Source organism: Mesorhizobium sp. M1348, assembly GCF_040317925.1.
Taxonomy (GTDB): domain Bacteria; phylum Pseudomonadota; class Alphaproteobacteria; order Rhizobiales; family Rhizobiaceae; genus Mesorhizobium.
In genome coordinates, this window is record NZ_JAMYLH010000016.1 from 41,170 (window position 1) to 66,910 (window position 25,741).

Here is a 25,741-nt window from a genome sequence, read left to right on the forward strand (position 1 = left end):
GGCATGCGTGATCGCGGCCTTTTTCTTTTCGCCGAAAAGTCCTAGATGACGTGGGTAGAGCGAGCGCCGGACAGGCGCTTGCCAATGAGCCGGGTTTCACATGGTCACCGTCCTCGACACGATTGCCAATGCGCCGCGCCTGCGGCATCCCGAAAAGGCGCACAAGCCGGATCAGGACGTTCTGCGCAAGCCTGACTGGATCCGCGTCAAGGCGCCGATGTCTAAAGGCTATGCCGAGACGCGCGAAATCGTTAAGTCTCACAAACTGGTAACGGTTTGCGAAGAGGCGGGCTGCCCCAATATCGGCGAGTGCTGGGAAAAGAAGCACGCCACCTTCATGATTATGGGTGAGATCTGCACACGGGCCTGCGCCTTCTGCAATGTCGCCACCGGCATCCCGACCGCACTCGATCCCGATGAGCCGGCGCGCGTCGCACACGCCGTCAAGCAAATGGGCCTAAGCCATGTCGTCATCACCTCAGTCGACCGTGACGATCTCGCCGATGGCGGAGCTCAGCACTTTGCCGAGGTCATCCGTGCGATCAGGGCGGCAACGCCTCTGACGACGATCGAAATCCTGACGCCCGACTTCCTGCGCAAGGAAGGCGCGCTGGAGATTGTGGTGGCTGCCAAGCCCGACGTTTTCAACCACAATCTGGAGACCGTGCCGTCGAACTATCTGACGGTCCGGCCGGGCGCCCGCTATTTCCATTCGATCAGGCTGTTGCAGCGGGTCAAAGAGCTCGATCCGTCGATCTTCACCAAATCCGGCATCATGGTTGGCCTCGGCGAGGAGCGGAACGAGATCCTGCAGCTGATGGACGATTTGCGTTCGGCCAATGTCGACTTCATGACCATCGGCCAGTACCTGCAGCCGTCGAAGAAGCACCATCCGGTGATACGCTTCGTCACGCCGGAGGAATTCAAGTCCTTCGAGACGATCGGCAAGACCAAAGGCTTCCTGCTGGTGGCGTCGAGCCCGCTGACGCGCTCGTCGCACCATGCCGGCGACGATTTCGCCAGACTACGCGCGGCGCGCGAAGCGTTTCTCAGGAAGTCCGCCTAACAAACTGGTTTCATGCCACAATTCGAAGCCCATCGCCGCGTCGCGCATACGCCTGAACAGATGTTCGCTCTGGTCGCCGATGTCGAATCCTATCCGCAATTCCTGCCGCTTTGCGAGGCACTGACGGTTCGCTCGCGCAAGGAACGCAACGGACGCACGCTGCTCATCGCCGACATGAGCATTGGCTACAAGGCGATCCGCGAGACTTTCACCACGCAGGTGCTGCTGAAGCCTGACGAGAACGCCATCGACGTCAAATACATCGACGGCCCGTTCAAATATCTGAGCAATGTCTGGCGCTTCGACCCGGGGGACGGCCGCGGTTGCAACGTCTGCTTCTTTATCGACTATGAGTTCAAGAGCCGCATTTTGGGTGCGGTCATGGGAACCATGTTCGACCGCGCCTTCCGCATGTTCTCCGAGGCGTTCGAGAAACGGGCCGAAATCATCTACGGCGCGCCATCGGCAGCCTGATCCGCAGCGAGCGCGCGCAGACCCAGCTCAAGCGCATGCCGGACCGTCTCCCTGCGGATGAAATCCCGGCCCTTGTCGGCGAACAGCTGGCATTCGCTGACTACCGGCCGGCCAGCCACGGCAACGCCGAACCAGACCAGGCCGACAGGTTTTTCCGCCGAGCCGCCGCCCGGTCCGGCGATGCCGGTCACCGCCAGGGCGAGCCCGGCCGGCGAATGGGCCAAGGCCCCGGCCGCCATCTCCACGGCAATCTCTCGCGAGACCGCGCCGTGCGCCTCGAGCGTAGCGGTCGAGACGCCGAGCATCTCGGTCTTGGCCTTGTTGGAATAGGTGACAAAGCCGCGATCGACCACCGCGGAAGAGCCGGCAATGTCGGTCAGCGCGGCGATGATCATGCCGCCGGTGCAGCTCTCGGCCGTCACCAGCATGATGCCGCGCTGCTGGCAGGCTTGAAGCAGGGCATCTGCGAGATCGCTATTGCTCATTCAGGGACATCCCCCGGAAATACAACGCTGGCGGTCGCGATGGCCGCTATGCCTTCCTCACGGCCGACGAAGCCGAGCTTCTCATTGGTTGTCGCCTTGATAGAGATGCGGTCGCGCGAAATTCGCAGCATTGCCGAAAGCGCTTCGGTCATGGCCTCTCGATGAGGGCCGACGCGCGGCGCCTCGCAGATCAGCGTGATATCGGCGTTGGCGATGCGGCCGCCGCGCTCTCGCACCAGCTTGGCCGCGTGTTCGACGAAGATGCGTGAAGCGGCCCCTTTCCATTGCGGGTCGGCGGGCGGGAAATGCGTGCCGATGTCACCGGCGCCGCAGGTGGCGAGCAGGGCGTCGGTCAAGGCGTGCAGACCGACATCGGCATCCGAATGGCCGGACAATTTCTTGTCATGCGGGATAGCGACGCCGCACAGGGTGACATGGTCGCCGGGCTCGAAGGCGTGGACGTCGTAGCCGTTGCCGGTTCGGATGTCCGGAAAACGTGGGGCGCTGGAAAGCCGCTGATCCGCCATTGCAATATCCCGTGCCCAGGTCAGTTTGACATTGTCCGGTGAGCCGGGAACGATCTTCACCGGAATGTGCGCCCATTCGGCGATTGCCGCATCGTCGGTGAAATCCGCCTTGCCCAGATGATGAGCCTTTTCGTGCGCAGCCAGGATCGGCCAGAACGGAAAGCCTTGCGGTGTCTGTGCGGCATGAAGCCCGGCCCTGGACACGGTTTCGCCGATCATGCCTTCGGCCGTTTCGCGCTTCAGCGTATCGGCAACGGGCAAGGCAGGCAGTGCTCCCTGGCGCTCGCCAATGGCGGCGATCGTGCGGTCTATCAGTTCCGCGTCGACAAACGGCCGAGCCGCATCATGGATCAGGACCCGGCCCGGCGCATGGCTTCTCAACGCCAGCAGTCCAAGGCGAACGGACTCCTGCCGTGACGTACCACCGGTCACAGCAACGACACGGTCGGCATTTGCGCCGGCGGCGCGACGGAAAAGCGCGCCGTCATCGGCATGGATAGCAACCACGACAGGTCCAATCTTCGGATGCGTCAGAAAGGCGTCGAGTGTGCGTGCAATAACGGCGCCGCCGCCAATCTGCTGATATTGCTTCGGCCCATTGGCCTGTCCGGCGCGCGCGCCGCGGCCGGCAGCAACGATGACCACGGCGACTTTGTCGTCGGCAGCATGCTTTTCGCTCACATCTCTCATGGCGAGACGCTTAGCGCATGATCCAGAAAAGTGGTATCGCTTTCAGAAGACCCAGGATTGATGCGGTCCGGCGATCCTTTTTTTCCCAAATGCGCCTTAATGTCACGACATTGCGCGTTGCACATTGCCGTCGTTCTGGCTAGAGAATGTGCAGCAATCGAAGGTGCTTGGTTTTTGTGCATGCCTGATGTGACCAAATTGGCTTCGCCGCTGGATGTGGGTGGCGTGAGAATCCGCAATCGCGTGTTTCTCGCGCCGATGTCGGGCATCACCGACGAGCCGTTCCGGCAGCGCGCCCATGCCCATGGCGCCGGGCTGGCTGTATCGGAAATGGTGGCGAGCGGTGAGCTTGCAAAGGGCAGGGCTGGCTCGGGCCTGCGGATCCGTCATTCCGGGCTGCCTGTCCACATGGTCCAGCTTGCCGGCCGCGAGGCGGTGCACATGGCCGAGGGCGCGCGAATCGCGGCCGGCGAGGGTGCTGACATCATCGACATCAACATGGGCTGTCCGGCCAAGAAGGTGACGGGCGGCTATGCCGGTTCGGCACTGATGCGAGACCTCGACCACGCGCTGTCGCTGATCGAAGCGGTAGTCGGGGCGGTCGAGGTGCCGGTCACGGTCAAAATGCGGCTCGGCTGGGACGAAGGTGCGCTCAACGCCCCGATGCTGGCCCGACGCGCCGAGCAGGCCGGGGTGAAGATGGTTACGGTGCACGGCCGCACACGTTGCCAGTTCTATCAGGGCAAAGCCGACTGGCGCGCCATCGCACGCGTCAAGCAGGCCGTCTCGATCCCGGTCGTTGCCAATGGCGATGTCGGCTCGCCGGCAGAGGCTGCGTCGATCCTCGACCAGTCCGGCGCCGACGCGGTGATGATCGGCCGTGCGCACTATGGCGCGCCGTGGACTGCCGGCAGCATTGTAGCGGCCGCGCGGGCAGAGCCGGTATCCGGCATGCCGGACAGCCCGCAAGCGCTGAGCGACTACGTCATTGCCCATTACGAAGACATGCTGACGCTCTATGGCGTGGAAAGCGGATTGCGCCAGGCGCGCAAGCATCTCGGCTGGTATCTCGACCGCCACGCCGCCACAAGCGACGACCGGCGCAAGGCCATACTCACATCTTTCGAGCCTGGGCATGTCATTGCCTTGCTGCGCGACATGTTCTCAAGCGCTCCCGAAGCGGCGAACCTGCGGAGTGCGGCATGAACGCCACCGTCACACAGAGCACGGATATGGCGGACGCCGCGCATATTGTGCTCAACACCATTCGTCGGCCGGTGATCATGGTCGATCCGCAAGGCTTCATCACCTTCGCCAATGCCGATGCCGAGGATTTTTTCCGTTCGAGTGCCACGATGCTCGCCCGCAACACGCTGCACAAGCTCATTCCTTTCGGCAGTCCGCTGCTGACGCTTGTCGACCAGGTGCGCGAGCGCCGGGCGCCAGTCAACGAATACCGGGTGGACGTGTCGTCGCCGCGTCTCGGCATCGAGAAGGTAGTCGACCTCTACGTCGCGCCGGTAACGGAATTTCCAGGCTCCGTCGTGGTGATGTTCCAGGAACGCTCAATGGCCGACAAGATCGACCGGCAGATGACACATCGCGGCGCGGCGCGCTCGGTCACCGGCCTCGCCGCGATGCTTGCCCATGAGATCAAGAACCCGCTGTCCGGCATTCGTGGTGCCGCGCAGCTGCTTGAGCTGTCGGCGTCCGACGAGGATCGCGCACTGACCAGGCTGATCACCGACGAGACCGACCGCATTGTCTCGCTGGTCGACCGCATGGAGGTGTTTTCCGACGAGCGGCCGATCGACCGCTACCCTGTCAACATCCATGTCGTGCTCGACCATGTCAAAGCAATCGCCAAGAACGGTTTTGCCAAGCGGATCAAGATATTGGAGGATTATGATCCATCATTGCCTCCGGTTTTTGCCAATCGCGACCAGCTCATCCAGGTCTTCCTCAATCTGGTAAAAAATGCCGCCGAGGCGATCGGCAGCGATCCACAGGGCGAGATCATGCTATCGACCGCCTTCCGCCCGGGCATTCGCGTTTCTGTACCCGGGACTCAGGATCGCGTGTCGCTGCCATTGGAATTCTGCGTACGCGACAACGGTTCGGGTGTCTCCGAGGATATCCTGCCGATCCTGTTCGATCCCTTCATCACCACCAAGCCGAACGGCTCCGGTCTCGGTCTGGCGCTGGTGGCAAAGATCGTCGGCGAGCATGGTGGCATCATTGAATGCGAATCGACGCCGCGCGGGACCACCTTCCGCATCCTGATGCCGGCGTGGAAAGAAACCCAGTTTGGCACCGACGACGACGGTGAAGGAGACCGCAAATGACCGTTCGCGGCAATATTCTCGTCGCCGACGACGATGCGGCCATCCGCACTGTCCTCAACCAAGCGCTTTCGCGCGTCGGCCACGACGTGCGTGTCACCTCCAACGCTTCGACGCTGTGGCGCTGGGTTGCGGCGGGCGAGGGCGATCTGGTTATCACCGACGTTGTCATGCCTGACGAGAACGCCTTCGATATGCTGCCGCGCATCAAGAAGGCGCGACCGGAACTGCCGGTCATCGTCATGAGTGCCCAGAACACGTTCATGACAGCAATTCGTGCCTCCGAAACCGGGGCCTATGAGTATCTGCCGAAACCGTTCGACCTGACCGAGCTGCTCAACATCGTCAACCGCGCACTTTCCGAGCCGCGGCGGCCGAAGATCGATACGCGGGCCGACGAGCCGCCGGAAACGATGCCGCTGGTCGGCCGCTCGGCGGCCATGCAAGACATCTACCGCATGCTGGCGCGCATGATGCAGACCGACCTGACGGTCATGATCAGCGGAGAGTCGGGTACCGGTAAGGAACTGGTGGCGCGCGCGCTGCATGAATATGGCCGCCGCCGAGGCGGTCCCTTCGTCGCCATCAACATGGCAGCGATCCCGCGCGACTTGATCGAATCGGAGTTGTTCGGGCACGAGAAGGGCGCCTTTACCGGCGCGCAGAACCGCTCCACCGGCCGTTTCGAGCAGGCCGAAGGCGGCACGCTCTTCCTCGACGAGATCGGCGACATGCCGATGGAAGCGCAGACGCGGCTGCTGCGTGTGTTGCAGCAGGGCGAATACACCACGGTCGGCGGCCGCACACCGATCAAGACCGACGTGCGCATCGTCGCTGCCACCAACAAGGACCTGCGCACGCTGATCAATCAGGGGCTTTTCCGCGAGGATCTGTTCTACCGCTTGAACGTTGTGCCGCTCAGGCTGCCGGCGCTGCGCGAGCGATCGGAGGACATTCCGGACCTCGTCCGGCACTTCTTCAAGCTCGGCGCCAGTGAAGGCCTGCAGACCAAGCGCATTTCCACCGGCGGCATCGAGCTGATGAAGCGCTATCCGTGGCCCGGTAACGTGCGCGAACTCGAAAACCTCATCCGCAGGCTGGCTGCACTGTATTCGCAGGACGAGATTTCCGCCGAGATCATCGAGGCGGAGTTGAAGACCGGCGAAAGACCTGTCGTTCCAGGTGGCGGCAACCTCATTCCCGATGACCTTTCCATCGGCCAGGCGGTGGAGCATTTCCTGCAGCGCTATTTTGCCTCGTTTGCCGGCGACTTGCCGCCGGCCGGGCTCTATCAGCGAATCCTCTCCGAGGTCGAATATCCGCTGGTCCTCGCCTCGATGACCGCAACGCGCGGTAACCAGATCAAGGCTGCCGAACTGCTGGGGCTCAACCGCAACACGCTGCGCAAGAAGATTCGCGAACTCGGCGTCAACGTCTACAAGTCCTCCAGGCAGATCTAGACGAACCCCTTACGAGCGCTTTCCAGGGGATCGATCACCGAAAGATTTCCGTCTCGGCCACACTTGTTGCATAATCGCCACAATGCGTTGCATACATCCGACGCAATCACTGGCTCTAGACGGCGACATGGCCCTGCACGCACCGACACTGAGTAAACCGCTTTTCAGCAATACCGGCGCGCGAGACGGTCGCCGGCTGCTTGCGCTGCCCGGTGTGATCGCCGTTGCCGGTGCGCTGGTGACGGCGGCGATCTCCTTCGCCATTCTGGTTGGCGCGACGCCGATCACGCCCGACGCGAGGACGACGCTGGCGCTGATTGCGCTTAATGCGGCGTTCGTCCTGTTTCTGATCTTGCTGGTCGGCCGCGAGGTGCATCGCATTCTGATGGCACGCCGGCACGGCAAGGCTGCGTCGCGCCTGCATGTGCGCATCGTTGCGATGTTTGCACTGGTCGCCGCCATTCCCGCGATCATGGTGGCGATCATCGCGTCGATCACGCTCGACATCGGCCTCGACCGCTGGTTCGAGATCCGCACCAAGACGATCGTCAATTCGTCGTTGTCGATCGCCGACGCCTATGTGCAGGAAAACGCACGAAATCTTCAGGGCACGACGTTGTCGATGGCTTACGACCTCGACGCTTCGCGCACGCTCTACGGCCTCGATCGTACCGGTTTCCTCGACCTCATGAACAAGGAGGCGGTGGGACGCTCGCTGGCGCACGCAGCACTCATCAAGCCCGATGGTTCCTTCGTCATGAGCGCCAAGACCGACGCGGACTTTGCCATGCCGGAGCCGCCTGAGGGCGCCGTGGCAAGCGCTGCCGACGGCAAGCCGGTGCTGATAGAACCGCGCACCCGCAACATCATGGGTGCCATCGTCAAGCTGCGCGAGATCGACGGCCTCTATCTCTACACCATCCGCCTCGTCGATCCCGAGGTGATCAAGGCACGGCAGATCGTCAAATCCAACACCGCCGAATATCGAGGTCTCGAAGACAACCGCCGCACCTCGCAAGTGGCTTTCGCGCTTCCCTATCTGTCGCTGACGCTGATCATCATCCTGTCCGCCATCTGGACTGGCATTGCGGTGGCCGACCGCTTGGTGCGGCCGATTCGTCAACTCATCGGCGCGGCCGATGAGGTCGCCACCGGCAATCTCGACGTGGCCGTGCCTGTCCGCCCCTCCGATGGCGACGTGGCCTCGCTCGGCGACACATTCAACAAGATGCTGATGGAATTGAAATCGCAGCGCAACGAGATCCTGTCGGCCAAGGATCTGATCGATGAACGGCGGCGCTTTTCGGAGGCGGTGCTTGCCGGCGTCACCGCCGGGGTCATCGGCGTCGATCCATATGGCATCGTCACCATCGTCAACCGTTCGGCCGAAACGATGCTGGCCATATCCGCCACGGCAGCGCTTGGGCAGAACCTTTCCGCCGTGCTGCCGCATGTCGGCCGCGTCTTCGAGATCGGCCGCAAGTCGGGCAGGCCGGTCTATCGCGAACAGGTCACCTTCTATCGTGCCGGCACTGAACGAACCTTCAACGTGCAGATCACGATCGAAGCCGGCGACGACGGTTCGGAGGATAAATCCTATGTCGTGACAGTCGACGACATTACCGATCTGGTCCAGGCACAGCGTTCCTCCGCATGGGCCGACGTGGCGCGGCGCATTGCCCACGAGATCAAGAACCCGCTGACGCCGATCCAGCTTTCGGCCGAGCGCATCAAGCGCCGCTACGGCAAGGTCATCACCGAGGACCGTGAGGTTTTCGATCAATGCACCGACACCATCATCCGGCAAGTGGAGGACATCGGCCGCATGGTCGACGAGTTCTCGGCGTTCGCCCGCATGCCGAAACCGGAAATGAAGGCAATCGATCTGCGCGATTCGTTGCGCGAGGCCTCGTTCTTGGTCGAAGTGAGCCGCGCCGACATCACCTTCGAGCGCGTCTTCGGCAACGACCCGCTCAAAGGCACGTTCGACAGCCGCCTGATGGCGCAGGCGTTCGGCAACGTCATCAAGAATGCTGCCGAAGCAATCGACGGACTTGATGCAGAGGATCGTCCGCACGGCATAATCCGGATTCAAGCCGGGCGTCAGAATGGCGCGATTCGAATCGACGTCATCGACAACGGCAGGGGCTTGCCCCGCGAAAACCGGCAGCGCTTGCTCGAGCCTTACATGACGACACGCGAGAAAGGCACCGGGCTTGGCCTCGCTATCGTCAAGAAGATCGTGGAGGACCATGGCGGGCGACTCGAATTGCACGATGCACCAGCGGACTTCCACGATGGGCGGGGCGCAATGATCAGCATCATCCTGCCGGTTGCCGCCACCGTTCCGATACGCGGCGAGGGCAAGACGGAACACGAAAAAGAAACTGAAAAGGTCGGTAATGGCGTCTGATATTCTCATCGTCGATGACGAGGAAGACATCCGCGAACTCGTCGCCGGTATCCTGAGCGACGAAGGTCACGAAACACGCACGGCGTTTGATGCCGACAGCGCGCTGGCGGCGGTCGCCGACCGGGCACCCAGGCTGATCTTCCTCGACATCTGGCTGCAGGGCTCGCGGCTCGATGGCCTGGCCTTGCTGGACGAGATCAAGACGATGCACCCGAACCTGCCGGTGGTGATGATCTCGGGCCACGGCAATATCGAAACGGCAGTTTCGGCCATCCGCCGCGGCGCCTATGATTTCATCGAAAAGCCATTCAAGGCCGACAGGCTGATCCTCATTGCCGAACGGGCGCTCGAAACCTCCAAATTGAGACGCGAGGTTTCGGATCTCAAGCTGCGCAGCGGCGAGACTTTCGACCTCATCGGCATGTCGTCGGCAATGAGCCAATTGCGCCAGACCATCGAGCGCGTCGCGCCGACCAACAGCCGCGTCATGATCATTGGCCCCTCCGGCTCGGGCAAGGAACTGGCCGCGCGCGCCATCCACGCGCTCTCGGCGCGCAAGAGTGCACCGTTTGTGACGCTGAGCGCCGCCAACATCACCCCGGAGCGTATGGAGATCGAGCTGTTCGGCACCGAATCGAATGGCGTCGAACGCAAGGTCGGTGCGCTGGAGGAGGCCCATCGCGGCATTCTCTACATAGATGAAGTGGCCGACATGCCGCGCGAGACGCAGAACAAGATCCTGCGCGTGCTGGTCGAACAGCAGTTCGAGCGGGTAGGGGGCACCAAGCGGGTCAAGGTCGACGTGCGCATCATCTCGTCGACCTCGCAGAACCTGGAAGCCATGATCGCCGACGGCCGTTTCCGCGAAGACCTTTATCATCGCCTGGCCGTGGTTCCGGTCATGGTGCCGGGACTGGCCGAGCGTCGCGAGGACATTCCTTATCTGGTCGACAATTTCATGAAGCAGATCGCTCGCCAGGCCGGCATCAAGCCGCGCCGCATCGGCGACGACGCGCTGGCGGTATTGCAGGCGCACAACTGGCCGGGCAACGTTCGGCAGTTGCGAAACAATGTCGAGCGGCTGATGATCCTGGCGCGCGGCGACGATGTCGATGCGCCGATCACCGCCGATCTCCTGCCTGCCGAGATCGGCGACGTCATGCCGCGCACTCCAAACAAATCCGATCAGCACATAATGGCGCTGCCGCTGCGGGAAGCGCGCGAACAATTCGAGAAGGACTATCTGATCGCCCAGATCAACCGTTTTGGCGGCAACATCTCGAAGACAGCAGAGTTTATCGGCATGGAACGCTCTGCATTGCACCGCAAGCTGAAGTCGCTGGGCGTCTGATAGCCACACCAGTCGTGGCCCACGCAATTATCCGTTACGGCCGTCTTGGAATCGCATAAGAAAGCTGGGACTTCTTCCAGGGATTAGCCATGTCGCGCATTGCCTATGTGAACGGGCGCTACGTCGCTCACGCCGAAGCTTCCGTGCACATCGAGGACCGTGGCTATCAATTCGCCGACGGCGTCTACGAGGTCTGCGAGGTGGCACGAGGCTTCATCGTCGACATGCCGCGCCATCTCGCCCGATTGAACCGCTCACTTACCGAACTCTCGATCGATTGGCCGATCACGCGCGGCGTGCTGCCGCTCGTCATGCGCGAGGTGGTGCGCCGCAACCATGTCGTCGACGGCCTGGTCTATGTCCAGGTGACACGCGGTGTCGCCAGCCGCGAGTTTTTCTTCCCGCCGGCGGGCACGAAGCCGTCGCTGGTGGTGACCGCCAAAAAAGCCGATCCTGCAGCTGCCGTGAGGCGGGCCGAGAGCGGGATCCGGGTTATCACGGTGCCGGAGAACCGCTGGGATAGGGTCGATATCAAGTCGGTCGGCCTGTTGCCGAACGTGCTGGCCAAGCAGAAAGCCAAGGAAGCCGGCGCTCAGGAGGCCTGGTTCGTCGATGTCGACGGCACCGTCAAGGAAGGTGGATCGTCGAATGCCTGGATCATCACCAGGGACGGCGTGCTGGTGACGCGCCCCGCCGAGCACGGCATCCTGCGTGGCATCACCCGCACGACGCTGTTCGATGTCGCCGCCAAGCTCGGCCTGAAGATCGAAGAGCGCGGCTTTTCGGTTGCCGAAGCCAAGGCCGCGCGTGAGGTTTTCATCAGCTCCGCCACCACGATCGCCATGCCGGTGGTGGCGATCGATGGCGCTCCCGTCGCCAACGGCCACCCGGGCTCGATAACAGTTTCATTACGGCAGGCCTTTTTTGACGTTGCGGAAAAAAGTCCAGCCTGATAACCGCACAGATGGAATGAACATCAATATATCTCGTTCTGCTTGTCGTTACTGACGGCAAGATGGTGTTTGCGTGCTTGACATGTGCCGGCTAATTTGGCGCATTGGCCTGCAAACCGAAGGGGATCGGCGAAAGACAAGAACAATGGCGGAACGATCGCAAAATCTTCAGGACCTGTTCCTGAATTCAGTTCGCAAGAGCAAAAACCCACTCACCATCTTTCTCATCAACGGCGTGAAGCTGACCGGCGTGGTCACTTCGTTCGACAATTTCTGCGTTCTGCTGCGTCGCGACGGCCATTCCCAGCTTGTCTACAAGCACGCTATTTCCACGATCATGCCGAGCCAGCCGGTTCAGATGTTCGATGGTGAGGAAAGCCAGGGCGCCTGATTGGCACGCGAGAAAGACGCGGACCGCAGCGTTCGCGGAAAACCAGCACACCAGACCGGGACAGAGGCCAACGGTCCGACCCGGGCGGTGGTCATCGTGCCGGTGCTTACCCGGCAGCCGCGTGGCGACGACGATACCAATCGCCCGCGCCTGACCCGTTCTGCCGAGGCCCGTCGCGACGAGGCGGTCGGCCTCGCCAGCGCCATCGACCTTGACCTGGTCCACACGGCGGTGGTGACCGTCAACGATCCACGTCCGGCGACCTTGCTCGGCAGCGGCAAGGTCGCGGAGTTCGCCGAGATCGTCAAAGAGGGCCACGCGGAAGTGGTCATTGTCGATCATCCGCTGACCCCGGTACAGCAGCGCAACCTCGAAAAAGAGTTGAACGCCAAGGTGCTCGACCGCACCGGGCTGATCCTGGAGATTTTCGGCGAGCGCGCCCGCACCAAGGAAGGCACGCTGCAGGTCGACCTTGCCCATCTCAACTACCAGAAGGGCCGCCTTGTGCGGAGCTGGACCCACCTCGAGCGCCAGCGCGGCGGCGCCGGTTTTCTCGGCGGCCCTGGCGAGACCCAGATCGAGTCGGATCGGCGTGTGCTGCAGGACAAGATCACCAAGCTGAAGCACGAGCTCGAAACCGTGCGCCGCACCCGCGACCTGCACCGCGCCAAGCGCAAGAAGGTGCCGTTTCCGGTGGTGGCGATCGTCGGCTACACCAACGCCGGCAAGTCGACGCTGTTCAACCGGCTGACCGGAGCAGGGGTGCTGGCGGAAGACATGCTGTTTGCCACGCTCGACCCGACGCTGCGCCGCGTGCGCCTGCTGCACGGAACGCCGATCATCCTTTCCGACACGGTCGGCTTCATTTCCGACCTGCCAACGCATCTGGTCGCGGCCTTCAGGGCGACGCTGGAGGAAGTGGTCGAGGCAGACCTCGTCATTCACCTGCGCGACATCTCCGATCCCGATACGGCCGCGCAGGCCGAAGATGTCGAGCGCATCCTTGCCGATCTCGGCGTCGATGCCCGCGACAGCAAGCGCGTCATCGAAGTGTGGAACAAGATCGACCGGCTCGACGAAGGCAACCGGGCGCGGCTGCTTGCCGATGGTGCTGACGGCAAGAAGGCACCGCCGATCGCCATATCGGCGGTAACCGGCGAGGGCATCGATGCGCTGAAGGCGATCATCGAGACGATGATGTCGGGCGAACTGGAGACGTTCACTGTCACGCTCAAGCCCGACCAACTCGGCGTCGTCGACTGGCTTTACCGCAACGGCGACATCGTCTCGCGTGATGACAATGAGGATGGCAGCGTGACCATCGCGCTCAAGGCCACGCACAGCGCTCGGCAAGAGATTGAAAGCCGATTGCGTCGTCAAAACAACGGGTAGGGGCGTTTACTTCGCGCTTTTTGCCTGCTGCCAGAGCGCTTCCATCTCGTCCAGCGTCGCCTCTTCGAGGCTGTTTCCCGACGCTTGCAGCGCCTGCTCGACATAGTGGAAGCGCGACCGGAATTTTTCGTTGGTGCCGCTGAGTGCCGCTTCGGAATCAATTTTGAGGTGCCGGCCGAGATTGACGACCGCAAACAGCATGTCGCCGAACTCGTCCTTGATCGGCGCGCTGTCGCCGTTGGCCAGCGCTTCGCGCAACTCGCCGATCTCCTCCTCAATCTTTTCCAGGATCGGTGCCGCCTCGCTCCAGTCGAAGCCGACGCGGGCGGCCTTTTCCTGCAGTTTGAGCGCCCGGGTCAGCGCGGGTAGGGCGACCGGCACGCTGTCGAGAAAGCCCTTGCCATGGTCTTCCGGGTCGAGCCCACGGGCGAGGCGCGCACTGCGCTTCTCCGCCTTTTCCTCTGCCTTGATCTTTTCCCACATGCCCTTGGCCATGCCGGCGCTGCGCGCCTTTTCGTCGCCGAAAACATGCGGGTGGCGGCGGATCATTTTTGTGGTGATGGCCTTGACCACGTCACCGAATGAAAATTCGCCGGCCTCCTCGGCCATTTGCGCGTGGTAGACCACTTGCAGCAGGAGATCGCCGAGTTCATCGCGCAGATCGTCCAGGTCGCCGCGCGCGATGGCGTCCGCCACTTCGTAGGCTTCCTCGATCGTGTATGGCGCGATTGTCGAAAAATCCTGCTCGATATCCCACGGGCAGCCGGTTTCCGGTGCTCGTAGCGCGGCCATGATCTCGATCAGCCGGGAAATGTCTTTCGAGGGTTTCATCAGGCGAACGCTATCCTGTACACGGCTGTGCGGCCAACGGCTTCAGCCGGTGAGGGCGCCTTGTCCACAGATGGGCGGCCAGACCATGATACGAAAGTGGAAGCCGGTTTCCGAAAAAAGATCCTAGTTAGCAAAAGTGTCAGTCGAGCACGGAGACGATCGCCTTGGCGAGCGCATCCATGCTGTCCTCGGGCAGGCCCGCAACGTTGATGCGGCTGTCGCCGACCATGTAGATGCCATGCTCGGCGCGCAGCCGCTCGACTTGCGCTTCCGACAGGCCAAGCCGGGAAAACATGCCGCGATGGCTGGCGACGAAATCGAAACGGTCGGAGTTGGACTGCCGCCGCAGCGCCTCGGCGAACTGGACGCGCAGCCGCAGCATGCGCAGCCGCATCTCTTCAAGCTCTGCCTCCCAGTCGGAACGCAATGCGGGGTCTTCAAGCACGATGCGCACCGCCGCCGCGCCGTGGTCCGGCGGCATCGAATACATGGCGCGCGCCGCCGACAGCATCTGGCCCATCGCCAAATCCGCCTGCGCGCCGTCTTTCGCCATGATCAGCGCTGCACCGACGCGGTCGCGATAGACGGCAAAGTTCTTCGAGCAGCTCGAGGCAACCACCATTTCCGGAACTTTTGCCGCTAGCATGCGCAAGCCGGCGGCATCCGCATCAAGCCCCTCGCCAAAGCCCTGATAGGCGATGTCGACAAAGGGCAGCAGGCCGCGCTCAACGACAAGATCTGCAATGGCAGCCCATTGCGAGATGTCTAGATTGGCGCCTGTCGGGTTATGGCAACAGCCATGCAACAATACGACGTCGCCAGGATTCGCGGCTCTCAATGCATTCAGCATGTCGTCGAAGCGAACCGCACCAGAAGCAGCGTCGAAATAGGGATATTCGCGTATCTGCAGGCCAGCGGCGCGCAACACCGGCATGTGGTTCGGCCAGGTCGGATCCGACAGCCAGACCGTCGCGTCGGGGCGGGTCCTTTTCAGCAGCTCTGCCACCAGCCGCAGCGCGCCGGAGCCGCCGGGGGCTTGCGCCGCACGAATGCGCGTCATGTCGGCGGTTGGGCCGAACACCAACCTGGCCATCGCCGCGTTGAAGGCGGTATCGCCGGCAAGGCCGAGATAGGTCTTGGTATCCTGGCCTTGCAGCAGCCGCTTTTCGGCTTCGCGCACCGCGCGCATCACCGGCGTCTTGCCCTCGCGATCCTTGTAGACGCCCACCCCAAGATCGACCTTGTCGGGACGCGGATCAGCGCGATAGAGGCCGATCAAGGCAAGGATCTTGTCGGCAGGCGCGGGCTGGAGATTTTCGAACATCGATAAGGTTCCGTTGGCGGCGGAGTGATACGCAAACCAGCCGTGCTTTGCCAGCAGTTTCATATGCGCCAACTCGGCGTCGGGTTTGCCTCGAGGGCGGCCAATACTATCTGCCGCGCGAGGGCAGGCGCGATATCTCCCAGGAGAGAGCGCGGCGAGCCGCCCAAGATAAATTCGGGGAAAGCGGGATTAAAATCACGACCTGCTCCGTAAACAGGACATGAAACGGCCGATGCCACGCTTCGATATTCTGGGACAGCTCGGTTCGCTGCGCCGCTATGCACGCTCGCTGACACGCGACAGCGCCGATGCAGAGGATCTGGTGCATGATGCGCTGGTGCGTGCCTATGAGCGACGCGGCAGCTTCCGCTCCGGCGGAAACCTTCGCGTATGGCTGCTGTCGATCGTCCACAACGCGTTCATCGACGGATTGCGATCCCGCAAATCGGAAGCAATGCGCATCGAACAGGCCGGCTATCTCGCCGAGGCGAATGTCCGGGCTCCGCAGGAACATTCGGTCCGTCTGGCGCAGGTGCGCGACGCTTTTTTCAGATTGCCGGAAGAGCAACGTTGCGCGCTGCATCTCGTCGCCATCGAGGGACTTAGCTACAGCGAGGCTGCCGAGGTCAGCGGCGTGCCGCTGGGGACGCTGATCTCGCGCATCGGCAGGGCGCGTGCGGCCCTGCGCGAGATGGAGGACGCGGTGCCGGCACGCGCGAAAGGCCATCTGAAGATCGTCGGAGGTCGATGATGAACCAACTGCGCGATCCCGTGACCGACACCGATCTCGACGCCTATGTCGACGATCAGCTGGACGTGGCTCGTCGCATCGAGGTCGAGGCGTTCCTTTCGGCCCGCCCGGAAGCGGCCGCGCGGGTGATGTCCGACTTACGGATGCGTGACGAATTGCGCGTGGCGCTTGCCGGATCGAAAGGCATGGCGCGGCCCGCGACGGCCGATGCCGCACGGCGGCTGGAACGGGGATTGGCGCGCGGCCGCGTCCTTGGTGCTTTGCAGAGAGCGGCGGCAGTCGCCGTCTTCGTCGCTGCCGGCTGGCTTGCGAACGGGCTCATCGGACCGATATCGGTGACGGAAGTCGTCGCTTCGACCCATCCGCCGGCCTATGTGGAGGACGCGGTCCGGGCGCACCGCACGACGCTCGTGCGCGAGGCGATGTCGTCGCAACCCGAAGCACCCGGCTACAACGCCGACGAAATCCGCGCCGCGACTGCGATCGTGATGCCATCGCTGCCAGCGGACTGGACGGTCCGTGACGTGCAGATCTATCCATCGCAATTCGGCCCGAGCGTCGAGATGGCCGTCGAGACAAAAGAGATGGGGCTGGTCTCGCTGTTCGCCATCCGACCCGGAACATTCGATGTCGTCAAACCGACTGTCGTTCTCTCGGGCGAAGTTTCCTCGGCCTATTTCCAGATCGGCGAGGTCGCCTACGCGGTCGTCGGACGCAGCGATGTCGGCGGTCTCGATCGCACGGCCGAAGCGCTCGCCAAAACGCTTTACTGATCGACCTTCAAGAAGGAGAACCACATGAACAATCTCGGATATATCGGGGCCCGAGCCGGAGCCGTCTACGACGAAGGCCTGCGCCGGCACATGCTGCGCGTCTATAACTACATGGGCCTTGGCCTCGTCGTCACGGGCGTGATCGCGTTCGTGGTGGCTTCCACGCCCGCCCTTTACGTGCCGATCTTCTCCACCCCACTGAAATGGGTGGTGATGCTTGCCCCGCTGGCCTTTGTGCTCTTGTTCTCGTTTCGGATGCAGACGATGTCGGCAGCCGGCGCCCAGGCGATGTTTTGGGCATTCTGCGCCGTCATGGGCCTGTCGCTGGCTTCCGTGTTCCTAGTCTTTACCGGCACCAGCATCGCACGCACCTTCTTTATCGCCGCCACCATGTTCGGCGCGACCAGCCTTTACGGCTACACGACCAAACGCGACCTGACGCAGTTCTCGTCGTTCCTGATCATGGGCCTGATCGGCGTGGTGATCGCCATCATCGTCAATATCTTCCTGGGCTCGACCGCGCTCCAGTTCGCGATCTCGGTGATCGGCATCGCCGTCTTCATCGGCCTCACCGCCTGGGATACCCAGACTATCAAGGAGCAGTATGCGGAAAACTTCGGTGCGGAATCACAGCAGAAGCTCGCTGTCTTCGGTGCATTCTCGCTCTATCTGAACTTCATCAACATCTTCCAACTGCTGTTGAACTTCTCCGGCGAGCGCGAATAGCCGACGTCGGACCACGACCGGAGTTGGATATCATGGACAGAAACGATCAACAGGCGATCGGACAGCTCTTCGAGAAGTTGGCAAGCGTCGAGCGCCAGGCGCCGCCGCGCGATGCCGAAGCAGAGCGCTTCATCCAGGACCAGATCACCCAGCAGCCTGGGGCGCCATATTACATGGCCCAGACGATTGTGATGCAGGAGCAGGCCCTGAACGCAGCTCAGGCGCGCATCGAAGAACTGGAAGAGCAGGCGCAGCAGCCGGCCGGCGGTGGACCGCTGAGCGGCTTCTTCGGCCGCAGCGGCGGCAGGCGCTCAGGCTCGGTTCCGCGGGTAGGGCGCACCGCCTCCGTCGCAACTGAAGGGCCGCAGGACACACCACAGCGGGCAGGCGGCGGGTTCCTTGCCGGCGCCGCGCAGACCGCGATGGGCGTGGCGGGCGGCGTGCTGCTCGGCAACGCGATCGCCGGCATGTTTGGTGGCAGCGAAGCCAAGGCAGCCGAACAGCCGACGCCGCAGCCGGACGAAGCCGATCAGGCAGGCGATGCCAGCTCCAACAATGGCGGTGACTTCGGTGATATGGAGTTCTGACGAGCGACCCAGCCTGTGCCGGTGCTGGCGCTGGTGACGATTGCCGGTCAGCATAGGCGAGGTGGCGAGGGCAACATCCGGGAAGCGAGCCCCCGCCGGCGGCTAATAGCCCAGGCGCTTCAGTTCAGTCTTGACCGCCGCGATGGTCTTGAAGCGGAAGCGCTTCGTTGTGCCATCGCGCCAATGGCAGTCGCATGTGGCATCGAACTTCCGGCTCGCTTTCAATTGAGTCAGCGCCTTCTGGCCCGGCTTGGGATCATCGAAGATGCGAACTTCGTAGAGCGTCCCTTCGACATCGTAGTGGATCTGAGCCCAGGAAAGTATCACGATCAGTTCCTTTGCCGGGTCGTGGTCGGCGTTGGCGAGGCCGAGCGCTATGTCCGGTGTGTCGCCCTCTTGTTCACCGAGCGTGACCTGGATTGCACGATACCTGTTGTCAGCTAGCCGTTGCAGCGCGACGAGCGGGCGTTCCGGATAGTCCTCAGCGGTCTGGTAATCGACAAAGAGTGTCTGGAGGCCGTTCCAGCTCACGGCTGTGGTGTGCGGATCAGCATTGTCGGCGAACCCAACAACACGTTTGGCGAAAGCCAGGTCGTTCTCGCCTAGCGCACGATCAAGGTCCTGCGCTCGCGCGCCCGTGAGCGCGCACGCGAGGGTGAGGGCAAGACTTGCAAGCAGCGGGAGTGTCTTCATGATTCGCAACCCTAGCATGCCCGTTGCCTCCTCAGCGCTATAGCGAATGTCTAAGAGTGACCGGTCTGATCTCGCCGCCAACGGATGCTATAGGCTTTAGTCGCATAAGATAGATTATGGAACTGGCGTGGCCGGTTGGATGTGGCGTGAAGATAGCACCTCGCGAGATCCAACCCGGGAACCCAGCCGTAAAAACTTGGTCCTTCACGCTGATTCGTAAGGGATTTCGATCGTCATGCCGTCATAAGCAGGCTCGACGTTGGCCGGCGTCTGGGCCATTACCGTGGCGTAGTCGAGCGGAACATGCATATGCGTCAGCACCGCGTTCTTCGGCGCTAGTCTTTCGATCCAGCCAAGCGCCTGGCCAAGCGACAGATGGCTCGGGTGGACGGTGTATTGCAGCGCGTCGATGACGAGCATGTCCAGCCCGCGCAAACGCTCGGCCGTCGCGTCCGGAAAGTCGCTGACGTCAGGGCAATAAGCCAGCCCGCCGATGCGGAAACCCAGCGAGGTGATGTCGCCATGGAGCTGCAGCAGCGGTTCGAGGGTGAGGGCGCCGCCCTCGCCTTCGATCACCACCGGCCCGTGGTGGTCGATGATATGGGCGTCGACGATCGGCGGATACGAACTGCCTTTCGGTGTTTCGAAACAGTAGCGGAACGCCTCGCGTAGGCGCAGCATGGTGGCCTGATCGGCATGGATGTCGATCCGGTGGCGCTGCTCGAGCACGAAGCCGCGCAAATCGTCTATACCGTGGATATGGTCGGCATGCGGATGTGTATAGACCACCGCATCGATGCGCTTGACCGATGCCAGCAGCATCTGCTCGCGGAAATCCGGGCCGGTGTCGATGACGACCGTGGTCCGGGCGCCATTCGCCGCGATCCGCTCGACAAGCGCTGCGGTGCGCGTGCGCCGGTTCCGGGGGTTCGCGGGATCGCAATTGCCCCAGTCGCCGGTGATGCGTGGCGTGCCCGGCGATGAGCCGCAGCCGAGGACGGTAAGACGCAACCGGTCGCTCATGCGTCAGGCGCCCGGCGCGCTCGGGCGCGGCATTTTCCTGAATAGCCGGAAGAAATTATCCGTGGTGATACCAGCGATCTCGGCCTCGCGGACGCCGATCGTCTCGGCCAGTATCTTGGCTGTATGCGCGACGTAGGCAGGCTCATTGCGCTTGCCGCGAAACGGTATCGGCGCAAGGTATGGCGCGTCGGTTTCGACCAGCAGACGGTCGCGCGGCACATCGGCGGCGACGGCGCGCAACTCGGCGGAGTTCTTGAAGGTCAGGATGCCGGAAAAGGAAACGTAGCCGCCGAGCGCCACACCGATCTCGGCCAGCCTGCGTCCGGACGAAAAACAGTGCAGGATGAAGGGGAAGGCGCCCTTCCCTGTTTCTTCTTCGAGGATATCAGCCATGTCATCGTCGGCGTCGCGCGAATGGATGACCAGCGGCAGACCGGTCACGCGCGCCGCGGCGATGTGTGTGCGAAATCCCTGTGCCTGTGCATCGCGCGGCGCATGATCGTAGAAATAATCGAGCCCGGCCTCGCCGATCGCCACCACTTTTCGATGAGCGGACAGCCGCACCAGGTCATCGACAGTCACATCAAGCTCTTCAGCCGCATTGTGCGGATGGGTGCCCACCGAGCAATAGACCTCATCGAAAGTCTCGGCAATCTCAAGCACTTGGCTAAATCGCTTCACTCTCGTCGAGATCGTCACCATTCGGCCGATGCCGGCCGTAAGGGCGCGGGCGACGATGGCCGCCCGCTCTTCGGCGAAATCCGGAAAGTCGAGATGGCAGTGACTGTCGACCAGCATCAGGCGCTTGTATCCGTTTGCTCGACATAACGTGGAAATACCGGTTCCGGCGCCGGCAGCGCCGTGCCGGATACCAGCGCATGGCCTTCCGCGACATGCTCGAAATTACGGCTGCTGGCCGGCACCGCCAAAAGGTCTAGCAGCTTTGCCGCCGACTGCGGAATGAAGGGCTGGCACAGCAACCCGACACGCCGGATCACCTCAGCGGTCGTCCACAGCACCGTTTCCATGCGCGCCGGATCGGTCTTCTTCAGCGCCCATGGCTCCTGCCCAGCGAAATAGCGGTTGGCTTCGGCCACCACGCCAAAGATCGCCGCCAGAGCAAGGTGGATGCCCTGGTCGGCCATCGTCCTGCGCGCCGTGACAAGGGCGGTATCTGCCTGATCGAGGATCGCTTTGTCGGCATTACTCGATTCGCCGCGCTTAGGCACCGCGCCGCCGCAGTTCTTGGCGATCATCGACAGCGAGCGCTGCGCCAGATTGCCGAGATCGTTGGCGAGGTCGGCATTGGTGCGGTTGACGATTGCCTCATGGCTGTAGCTGCCGTCCTGGCCGAACGGCACTTCGCGCATGAAGAAATAGCGCACCTGGTCGAGGCCGTAGTGCTCGATCATCGCGAACGGGTCGACGACATTGCCGACCGACTTCGACATTTTCTCGCCACGGTTGAACAGAAAACCATGCGCGAACACGCGCTTCGGCAATTCGATGCCGGCCGACATCAGGAATGCCGGCCAGTAGACCGCGTGGAAGCGGATGATGTCCTTGCCGATGACGTGGACGTTCGCCGGCCAGAAAGACCATCTCTCATTGGCCGGATCCGGATAACCGGCCGCGGTGATGTAGTTGGTTAGGGCATCGACCCAGACATACATCACATGCTTCTCATCGCCGGGCACCGGCACGCCCCATTTGAATGTGGTGCGCGAGATCGACAGATCCTTCAGGCCGGATTTGACAAAGCTGATGATTTCATTGCGCCGCTCCGCCGGTCCGACGAATTCGGGGCTGTTCTCGTAGAGCGCGAGCAGTCTGTCCTGATAGGCGGAAAGGCGGAAGAAATAGCTCTCTTCCTCGGTCCATTCGACAGGCGAGCCGAGCGGTTCGCGGCGCACGCCGTCGTCACCGACCTTGGTTTCGGCCTCGTCGAAATAGGCTTCCTGCCGCACCGAATACCAGCCGCTGTAGCGGTCGAGGTAGATGTCGCCATTCTCAGCCATGCGCGTCCAGATCGCCTGGCAGGCCTTGTAATGACGCTCTTCGGTGGTGCGGATGAAAACGTCGTTCGAGCAACCAGTCGCTTCGAGCATCGAGCGGAAGATCGCCGAGTTGCGATCGGCAAGCGCTTTCGGCGTTAGGCCTTCGGCGTCCGCCGTCTGCTGCATCTTCAAACCGTGCTCGTCGGTTCCCGAGACGAAGAAGACGTCCTTGCCATCGAGCCGCTGAAAGCGGGCCAGTGTGTCGCTGGCGATGACATTGTAGGCATGGCCGATATGCGGCTTGCCGTTCGGATAGAAAATCGGCGTCGTGACGTAGTATTTTTCGCGTGCCATGGATGAGCCGTCATGAATGTCTGAATGAAAGATGTCGCGGTGAGATATCGCATCGAAACGGCAATTGCCATCCGACGCCAATGTGGTGGCTTTCGAAGTTCCTGCGATTGATTGGGAATCAATACTCAGGGGCTTCAAAGCCACGCCAGCGGCCGTCACATTCGCATTGCAGAATTCAGGCGGTCGATCATGGTCAGGGCGTGCTGCTTTTTGTCGAGATTGTAGGTCTCGGTTTCAGATATAGCGTTCAAAGCCTCGTGCCAAGTATCCGATAGCGTTTTGGCCCGCGCGAGATCGCCGGCGAGCGCGGCCTGGCTGGCGCCGGCCGACAGCAGATCAAGCGCGCGGCGATTGAATATCTCGAACGGGATCGCCTGGTCGCGGCCGGCGACCGCCTCGGCAAGACGGTAGGCGCCTGCGACATCTATCTTCTTGGACATCACCAGAGCGTCGAGGGTGGCGGCGATTTCAAGCCCGCCATACTGCGTCAACAGGATCGCATTGCGCGCGCTGCCCCCTGCCCGCTGCGCCAGCGCCGCGCGCGCCGCAGGATCCTCCGGTGGCGGCGGCTCGATGCCCTCCAGAACCGTCATCAAGCTCTCGGCATCGAGCGGCGCCAACCGCACCATCTGGCAGCGCGACCGGATCGTCGGCAGCAGACTGCCCGGCGCATGGACGATGAGGATGAACAAGGTGCGCGCGGGTGGCTCTTCAAGATTCTTCAGCAAGGCATTGGCAGCATTGGTGTTCATGTCGTCGGCGGGATCGACGATAACCACCCGGTAGCTGCCGTCGTGCGAGGTCAGCGACAGAAAACGGCTGACCTTGCGGATTTCGTCGACCGTGACCACCGTCTTGAAGCTCCTGGTCTTGTCGTTCGCGGGGCGTGTAAGATGCAGCACCGAAGGATGTGCCCCGGTGGCGATCTGGCGAAACAGCGACGAAGCCGGATCTGGAACGGCAAGGCTTTCCGGCGCCTGCTCGAAGGCCGGGTGCTTCAACAGATGATGCGCCAGGTGAAAGGCCAGCGTCGCCTTGCCGATGCCAACCGGTCCGGCAAAGATCAGTGCGTGCGGTAGCTTTCCCGAGCGATAAGCAGTGGCGAGCATGTTGGCCGCCTGCAGGTGACCGACAAGACGCGGCGTCTCGGATGGCTCGGGCACTCCGTCCAGCGTGTCGTGCTGTTCGGGCGCGATGCGTTCGAAAATCATGCCGGCGCCGCCTGCCTTCTTTGCGCCGGCATCATCCTCTCGAGAGCCGTGAAGACCGTGGCGGTAACGACATGCTCCACCGCATCTAGGTCGGCTGACGCATCGACGACGACGCAGCGTTCGGGTTCAGCTGCGGCGATCGCGAGAAACGCCTCGCGCCGACGTTGGTGGATGGCCAATGTTTCCTTCTCGAAGCGGTCCGGTCCGTCAGTGCTGCCCCGCCGGGCGGTAGCGCGCCTCAGGCCCTCGGCGGGGTCGATGTCGAAGATCAGTGTCATGTCCGGCACCATGCCATTGATGGCGACCTTCTCCAATGCGTCCATGAATGCCGGGTCGAGGCCGCCGGTGACGCCCTGGTAGACGCGCGAGGAATCCATGAAACGATCGCAAAGTACGACCGAACCGCGATCGACCGCCGGCCGGATGACCTGTTCGACATGGTCGGATCGCGCTGCGGCGAAAAGCAGAGCTTCCATCTTGGGGCCGAACGGCTCGGCTGCGCCTGAAAGCAGGACATGCCTGACCGCCTCCGCGCCCGGCGAGCCACCCGGCTCACGTGTCACCAGCACGTCGTATTTCTTGGCGCGCATCTTCTTTGCCAGCCGCTCGATCTGCGTCGACTTGCCTGCTCCTTCGCCGCCTTCAAAAGTGATGAAAAATCCGCGCGCCAAAGCCTTTGTCCATACTTCGGGGACCGTATAGTCCCGGCGGGAAAAAAGGTCCACCGCGACGGTGCTAACGCAGCCAGCCGACGGCCAGTTCCTTGGCGGCATCGAGCGCGCGCTGCGGCAGCGAACCGACACCGATCGACTCGGCGGCAAACAGCGGCGTCTCCTGGCTCAGCGTATCGCCGATCCAGACGCGCAGCGCACCCACCGGCTGCCCCTCCTCCACCGGCGCTGCCACCGGTCCGTCATAGACGATCCTGGCGGTGAGCTTGTCGCGGTTGGTGATCGGCAGGAATATCTGCACCGGTCCTTTTGCCCTTAACGCGACACCGGACTTGGCGCCGCCAAAGACCTGGGCTTCGCCAACCACTTCGTCCTTGGCGAATATTTCAGTCTTCTCGAAGGAGCGAACGCCCCAGTCGAGCAGCTTTCGCGCTTCCTCAGCACGCTCGCGGTCGTTTGCCAGGCCGCTCATCGCCGCGATCAACCTTGTGCCATTGTGGCTGACCGAGCCGACGATGCCGAAGCCGGATTGCTCGCTGGCGCCGACCGAGAGGCCGTCGGCGCCTATATCCATGGCCAGAAGCGGATTGCGGTTCCTCTGGGAAATCTTGTTCCAGGTAAAATCCTTCTGGCCGTAATAGCGGTAGAGATCCGGGTAGCTGCGCCAGATATGCAGGGCCAGAAGCGCGAGTTCGCGAACGCTCGTTTGCTGCCCATCGGCCGGCAGACCGGTGGCATTGACGAAGGTCGATTTCTGCAAGCCGATCTGGCGGGCACGCTCGGTCATCTGCGCCGCGAAGTTTGCCTCGGACCCGGCCATCCCTTCAGCGATGACGATACAGCCGTCATTGGCCGCCTGCACTGTCACGCCCTGGATCAGGTCTTCCAGCCGGATCGTCGACTTGAGCTTGGCGAACATGGTCGATGTCCCCGAAGGAGCGCCGCCTTTGCGCCAGGCGTTCTCGCTCACCACGAAGGTGTCGTCGAGCGTCATGCGCCCTGATTTGATGGCGTCGAAGACCACTTCCATCGTCATCAGCTTGGCTAGCGAGGCCGGCGGGATCAACCTGTCGGCGTCCTTCGAAAACAGCACGGTTCCGGTTTCGGCATCGATCATGAAGGCCTGCGCGGCCTTGGTCTCGAAAAGCTGTGCTGAGGCCGGCGCAAGCGAGAGCAGCAGCAGGCCGAGCGCCATAAGCCCGGTGAAAGGGTAAAAAAATTTCATCAGGTTCGACCAGTGAGCCGGCGCTTTTGCA

The 25,741-nt window shown here is 62.4% G+C and carries 25 protein-coding genes; 14 read left to right on the forward strand and 11 right to left on the reverse strand.

Translation table 11 applies throughout. The features are described from left to right. Window positions 1-100 precede the first annotated feature (100 nt). Both lipA and NKH13_RS23425 read left to right on the forward strand, forming a co-directional pair. A complete protein-coding gene (lipA, locus tag NKH13_RS23420; RefSeq protein WP_352719502.1) occupies window positions 101-1,066 on the forward strand; it encodes a lipoyl synthase in 966 nt (321 codons plus the stop codon). 12 nt (window positions 1,067-1,078) lie between these two features. After that, window positions 1,079-1,540 (forward strand): type II toxin-antitoxin system RatA family toxin, encoded by a 462-nt coding sequence (locus tag NKH13_RS23425; RefSeq protein ID WP_292655295.1) that lies wholly within the window; start codon window positions 1,079-1,081, stop codon window positions 1,538-1,540. Here NKH13_RS23425 and NKH13_RS23430 read toward each other — a convergent pair. Both NKH13_RS23430 and NKH13_RS23435 read right to left on the reverse strand, forming a co-directional pair. After that, the gene (locus NKH13_RS23430) at window positions 1,516-2,025 is read right to left on the reverse strand and encodes a CinA family protein (RefSeq protein ID WP_352719501.1); all 510 of its coding nucleotides are present in this window, start codon (window positions 2,023-2,025) and stop codon (window positions 1,516-1,518) included. The genes NKH13_RS23425 and NKH13_RS23430 overlap by 25 nt on opposite strands. Continuing rightward, window positions 2,022-3,242, reverse strand: a complete 1,221-nt coding sequence (locus NKH13_RS23435; protein WP_352719500.1) for a bifunctional 2-C-methyl-D-erythritol 4-phosphate cytidylyltransferase/2-C-methyl-D-erythritol 2,4-cyclodiphosphate synthase — start codon at window positions 3,240-3,242, stop codon at window positions 2,022-2,024. The genes NKH13_RS23430 and NKH13_RS23435 overlap by 4 nt, the downstream gene beginning before the upstream one ends. A 180-nt stretch (window positions 3,243-3,422) precedes the next feature. Here NKH13_RS23435 and dusB point away from each other — a divergent pair, with 180 nt between their 5' ends. The 8 genes from dusB (at window position 3,423) to hflX (ending at window position 13,544) form a co-directional block, all read left to right on the forward strand. Next, window positions 3,423-4,448, forward strand: coding sequence for a tRNA dihydrouridine synthase DusB (dusB, locus tag NKH13_RS23440; RefSeq protein WP_352914688.1), 1,026 nt, complete (start codon window positions 3,423-3,425; stop codon window positions 4,446-4,448). Further along, window positions 4,445-5,587, forward strand: a complete 1,143-nt coding sequence (locus NKH13_RS23445; RefSeq protein WP_023675075.1) for a two-component system sensor histidine kinase NtrB — start codon at window positions 4,445-4,447, stop codon at window positions 5,585-5,587. The genes dusB and NKH13_RS23445 overlap by 4 nt, the downstream gene beginning before the upstream one ends. After that, window positions 5,584-7,044, forward strand: coding sequence for a nitrogen regulation protein NR(I) (gene ntrC, locus NKH13_RS23450; RefSeq protein ID WP_352466165.1), 1,461 nt, complete (start codon window positions 5,584-5,586; stop codon window positions 7,042-7,044). The genes NKH13_RS23445 and ntrC overlap by 4 nt, the downstream gene beginning before the upstream one ends. 127 nt (window positions 7,045-7,171) lie before the next feature. Continuing rightward, window positions 7,172-9,457 carry a sensor histidine kinase NtrY-like gene (locus tag NKH13_RS23455; RefSeq protein ID WP_352719498.1) on the forward strand — a complete coding sequence of 762 codons (2,286 nt, stop codon included), beginning with the start codon at window positions 7,172-7,174 and terminating at the stop codon, window positions 9,455-9,457. Continuing rightward, the gene (gene ntrX / locus NKH13_RS23460) at window positions 9,447-10,808 is read left to right on the forward strand and encodes a nitrogen assimilation response regulator NtrX (RefSeq protein ID WP_254817201.1); all 1,362 of its coding nucleotides are present in this window, start codon (window positions 9,447-9,449) and stop codon (window positions 10,806-10,808) included. Before NKH13_RS23455 ends, ntrX begins: the two co-directional genes overlap by 11 nt. 89 nt (window positions 10,809-10,897) lie before the next feature. Next, window positions 10,898-11,761, forward strand: a complete 864-nt coding sequence (locus tag NKH13_RS23465; RefSeq protein ID WP_352719497.1) for a D-amino-acid transaminase — start codon at window positions 10,898-10,900, stop codon at window positions 11,759-11,761. Between the two features lie 145 nt (window positions 11,762-11,906). Then, a complete protein-coding gene (gene hfq, locus NKH13_RS23470) occupies window positions 11,907-12,152 on the forward strand; it encodes an RNA chaperone Hfq (protein WP_006202172.1) in 246 nt (81 codons plus the stop codon). After that, window positions 12,153-13,544, forward strand: coding sequence for a GTPase HflX (hflX, locus tag NKH13_RS23475; protein WP_352719496.1), 1,392 nt, complete (start codon window positions 12,153-12,155; stop codon window positions 13,542-13,544). It begins immediately after the preceding gene. 6 nt (window positions 13,545-13,550) lie between these two features. Here hflX and mazG read toward each other — a convergent pair whose 3' ends face one another. Further along, window positions 13,551-14,375 carry a nucleoside triphosphate pyrophosphohydrolase gene (gene mazG / locus NKH13_RS23480; protein WP_352719495.1) on the reverse strand — a complete coding sequence of 275 codons (825 nt, stop codon included), beginning with the start codon at window positions 14,373-14,375 and terminating at the stop codon, window positions 13,551-13,553. 139 nt (window positions 14,376-14,514) lie between these two features. After that, complete coding sequence (locus tag NKH13_RS23485; protein ID WP_352719494.1) at window positions 14,515-15,699, reverse strand: amino acid aminotransferase; 1,185 nt, start codon at window positions 15,697-15,699, stop codon at window positions 14,515-14,517. Between the two features lie 220 nt (window positions 15,700-15,919). Between NKH13_RS23485 and NKH13_RS23490 the strand changes: the two genes are divergently transcribed. Genes NKH13_RS23490 through NKH13_RS23505 form a run of 4 tightly spaced genes read left to right on the forward strand, consistent with a single transcriptional unit; the run spans window position 15,920 to window position 18,536 of the window. Beyond that, the gene (locus NKH13_RS23490; protein ID WP_502908422.1) at window positions 15,920-16,450 is read left to right on the forward strand and encodes a sigma-70 family RNA polymerase sigma factor; all 531 of its coding nucleotides are present in this window, start codon (window positions 15,920-15,922) and stop codon (window positions 16,448-16,450) included. Beyond that, window positions 16,450-17,223, forward strand: a complete 774-nt coding sequence (locus NKH13_RS23495) for an anti-sigma factor family protein (protein ID WP_352719492.1) — start codon at window positions 16,450-16,452, stop codon at window positions 17,221-17,223. Before NKH13_RS23490 ends, NKH13_RS23495 begins: the two co-directional genes overlap by 1 nt. Window positions 17,224-17,247: 24 nt before the next feature. Then, entirely contained in the window at window positions 17,248-17,949 is a 702-nt protein-coding gene (locus tag NKH13_RS23500) for a Bax inhibitor-1/YccA family protein (RefSeq protein WP_352914694.1), read from the forward strand. A 32-nt stretch (window positions 17,950-17,981) separates the two neighbouring features. Next, window positions 17,982-18,536: a DUF2076 domain-containing protein gene (locus NKH13_RS23505; protein ID WP_352914697.1), complete on the forward strand. Its 555-nt coding sequence runs from the start codon at window positions 17,982-17,984 to the stop codon at window positions 18,534-18,536. 102 nt (window positions 18,537-18,638) lie between these two features. Here the strand turns inward: NKH13_RS23505 and NKH13_RS23510 are convergent, their stop codons facing one another. From NKH13_RS23510 to NKH13_RS23540, 7 genes are all read right to left on the reverse strand, one after another. Continuing rightward, window positions 18,639-19,229 (reverse strand): hypothetical protein, encoded by a 591-nt coding sequence (locus NKH13_RS23510; RefSeq protein ID WP_352914698.1) that lies wholly within the window; start codon window positions 19,227-19,229, stop codon window positions 18,639-18,641. A gap of 204 nt (window positions 19,230-19,433) precedes the next feature. After that, on the reverse strand, window positions 19,434-20,252 hold the full coding sequence (locus tag NKH13_RS23515; RefSeq protein WP_352914700.1) for an MBL fold metallo-hydrolase: 819 nt from the start codon (window positions 20,250-20,252) through the stop codon (window positions 19,434-19,436). 3 nt (window positions 20,253-20,255) lie between these two features. Beyond that, window positions 20,256-21,050, reverse strand: a complete 795-nt coding sequence (locus NKH13_RS23520) for a TatD family hydrolase (protein ID WP_352719487.1) — start codon at window positions 21,048-21,050, stop codon at window positions 20,256-20,258. Next, window positions 21,050-22,636: a methionine--tRNA ligase gene (gene metG, locus NKH13_RS23525; protein WP_352719528.1), complete on the reverse strand. Its 1,587-nt coding sequence runs from the start codon at window positions 22,634-22,636 to the stop codon at window positions 21,050-21,052. The genes NKH13_RS23520 and metG overlap by 1 nt, the downstream gene beginning before the upstream one ends. A 122-nt stretch (window positions 22,637-22,758) precedes the next feature. Further along, window positions 22,759-23,814: a DNA polymerase III subunit delta' gene (locus NKH13_RS23530; RefSeq protein WP_352466178.1), complete on the reverse strand. Its 1,056-nt coding sequence runs from the start codon at window positions 23,812-23,814 to the stop codon at window positions 22,759-22,761. Continuing rightward, window positions 23,811-24,485, reverse strand: a complete 675-nt coding sequence (tmk, locus tag NKH13_RS23535; protein WP_352719486.1) for a dTMP kinase — start codon at window positions 24,483-24,485, stop codon at window positions 23,811-23,813. Before tmk ends, NKH13_RS23530 begins: the two co-directional genes overlap by 4 nt. A gap of 64 nt (window positions 24,486-24,549) precedes the next feature. Further along, entirely contained in the window at window positions 24,550-25,680 is a 1,131-nt protein-coding gene (locus NKH13_RS23540; protein WP_352719526.1) for a D-alanyl-D-alanine carboxypeptidase family protein, read from the reverse strand. Window positions 25,681-25,741: the final 61 nt, after the last annotated feature.

What these genes read in the sequence shown, in the direction of transcription:
- lipA (WP_352719502.1), top strand. Translation starts at nt 101, where the DNA reads ATGGTCACCGTCCTCGACACGATTGCCAATGCGCCGCGCCTGCGGCAT.
- NKH13_RS23425 (WP_292655295.1), top strand. Translation starts at nt 1,079, where the DNA reads ATGCCACAATTCGAAGCCCATCGCCGCGTCGCGCATACGCCTGAACAG.
- NKH13_RS23430 (WP_352719501.1), bottom strand. Translation starts at nt 2,025, where the DNA reads ATGAGCAATAGCGATCTCGCAGATGCCCTGCTTCAAGCCTGCCAGCAG.
- NKH13_RS23435 (WP_352719500.1), bottom strand. Translation starts at nt 3,242, where the DNA reads ATGAGAGATGTGAGCGAAAAGCATGCTGCCGACGACAAAGTCGCCGTG.
- dusB (WP_352914688.1), top strand. Translation starts at nt 3,423, where the DNA reads ATGCCTGATGTGACCAAATTGGCTTCGCCGCTGGATGTGGGTGGCGTG.
- NKH13_RS23445 (WP_023675075.1), top strand. Translation starts at nt 4,445, where the DNA reads ATGAACGCCACCGTCACACAGAGCACGGATATGGCGGACGCCGCGCAT.
- ntrC (WP_352466165.1), top strand. Translation starts at nt 5,584, where the DNA reads ATGACCGTTCGCGGCAATATTCTCGTCGCCGACGACGATGCGGCCATC.
- NKH13_RS23455 (WP_352719498.1), top strand. Translation starts at nt 7,172, where the DNA reads ATGGCCCTGCACGCACCGACACTGAGTAAACCGCTTTTCAGCAATACC.
- ntrX (WP_254817201.1), top strand. Translation starts at nt 9,447, where the DNA reads ATGGCGTCTGATATTCTCATCGTCGATGACGAGGAAGACATCCGCGAA.
- NKH13_RS23465 (WP_352719497.1), top strand. Translation starts at nt 10,898, where the DNA reads ATGTCGCGCATTGCCTATGTGAACGGGCGCTACGTCGCTCACGCCGAA.
- hfq (WP_006202172.1), top strand. Translation starts at nt 11,907, where the DNA reads ATGGCGGAACGATCGCAAAATCTTCAGGACCTGTTCCTGAATTCAGTT.
- mazG (WP_352719495.1), bottom strand. Translation starts at nt 14,375, where the DNA reads ATGAAACCCTCGAAAGACATTTCCCGGCTGATCGAGATCATGGCCGCG.
- NKH13_RS23485 (WP_352719494.1), bottom strand. Translation starts at nt 15,699, where the DNA reads ATGTTCGAAAATCTCCAGCCCGCGCCTGCCGACAAGATCCTTGCCTTG.
- NKH13_RS23490 (WP_502908422.1), top strand. Translation starts at nt 15,920, where the DNA reads ATGAAACGGCCGATGCCACGCTTCGATATTCTGGGACAGCTCGGTTCG.
- NKH13_RS23495 (WP_352719492.1), top strand. Translation starts at nt 16,450, where the DNA reads ATGAACCAACTGCGCGATCCCGTGACCGACACCGATCTCGACGCCTAT.
- NKH13_RS23500 (WP_352914694.1), top strand. Translation starts at nt 17,248, where the DNA reads ATGAACAATCTCGGATATATCGGGGCCCGAGCCGGAGCCGTCTACGAC.
- NKH13_RS23505 (WP_352914697.1), top strand. Translation starts at nt 17,982, where the DNA reads ATGGACAGAAACGATCAACAGGCGATCGGACAGCTCTTCGAGAAGTTG.
- NKH13_RS23510 (WP_352914698.1), bottom strand. Translation starts at nt 19,229, where the DNA reads ATGAAGACACTCCCGCTGCTTGCAAGTCTTGCCCTCACCCTCGCGTGC.
- NKH13_RS23515 (WP_352914700.1), bottom strand. Translation starts at nt 20,252, where the DNA reads ATGAGCGACCGGTTGCGTCTTACCGTCCTCGGCTGCGGCTCATCGCCG.
- NKH13_RS23520 (WP_352719487.1), bottom strand. Translation starts at nt 21,050, where the DNA reads ATGCTGGTCGACAGTCACTGCCATCTCGACTTTCCGGATTTCGCCGAA.
- NKH13_RS23530 (WP_352466178.1), bottom strand. Translation starts at nt 23,814, where the DNA reads ATGATTTTCGAACGCATCGCGCCCGAACAGCACGACACGCTGGACGGA.
- NKH13_RS23540 (WP_352719526.1), bottom strand. Translation starts at nt 25,680, where the DNA reads ATGGCGCTCGGCCTGCTGCTGCTCTCGCTTGCGCCGGCCTCAGCACAG.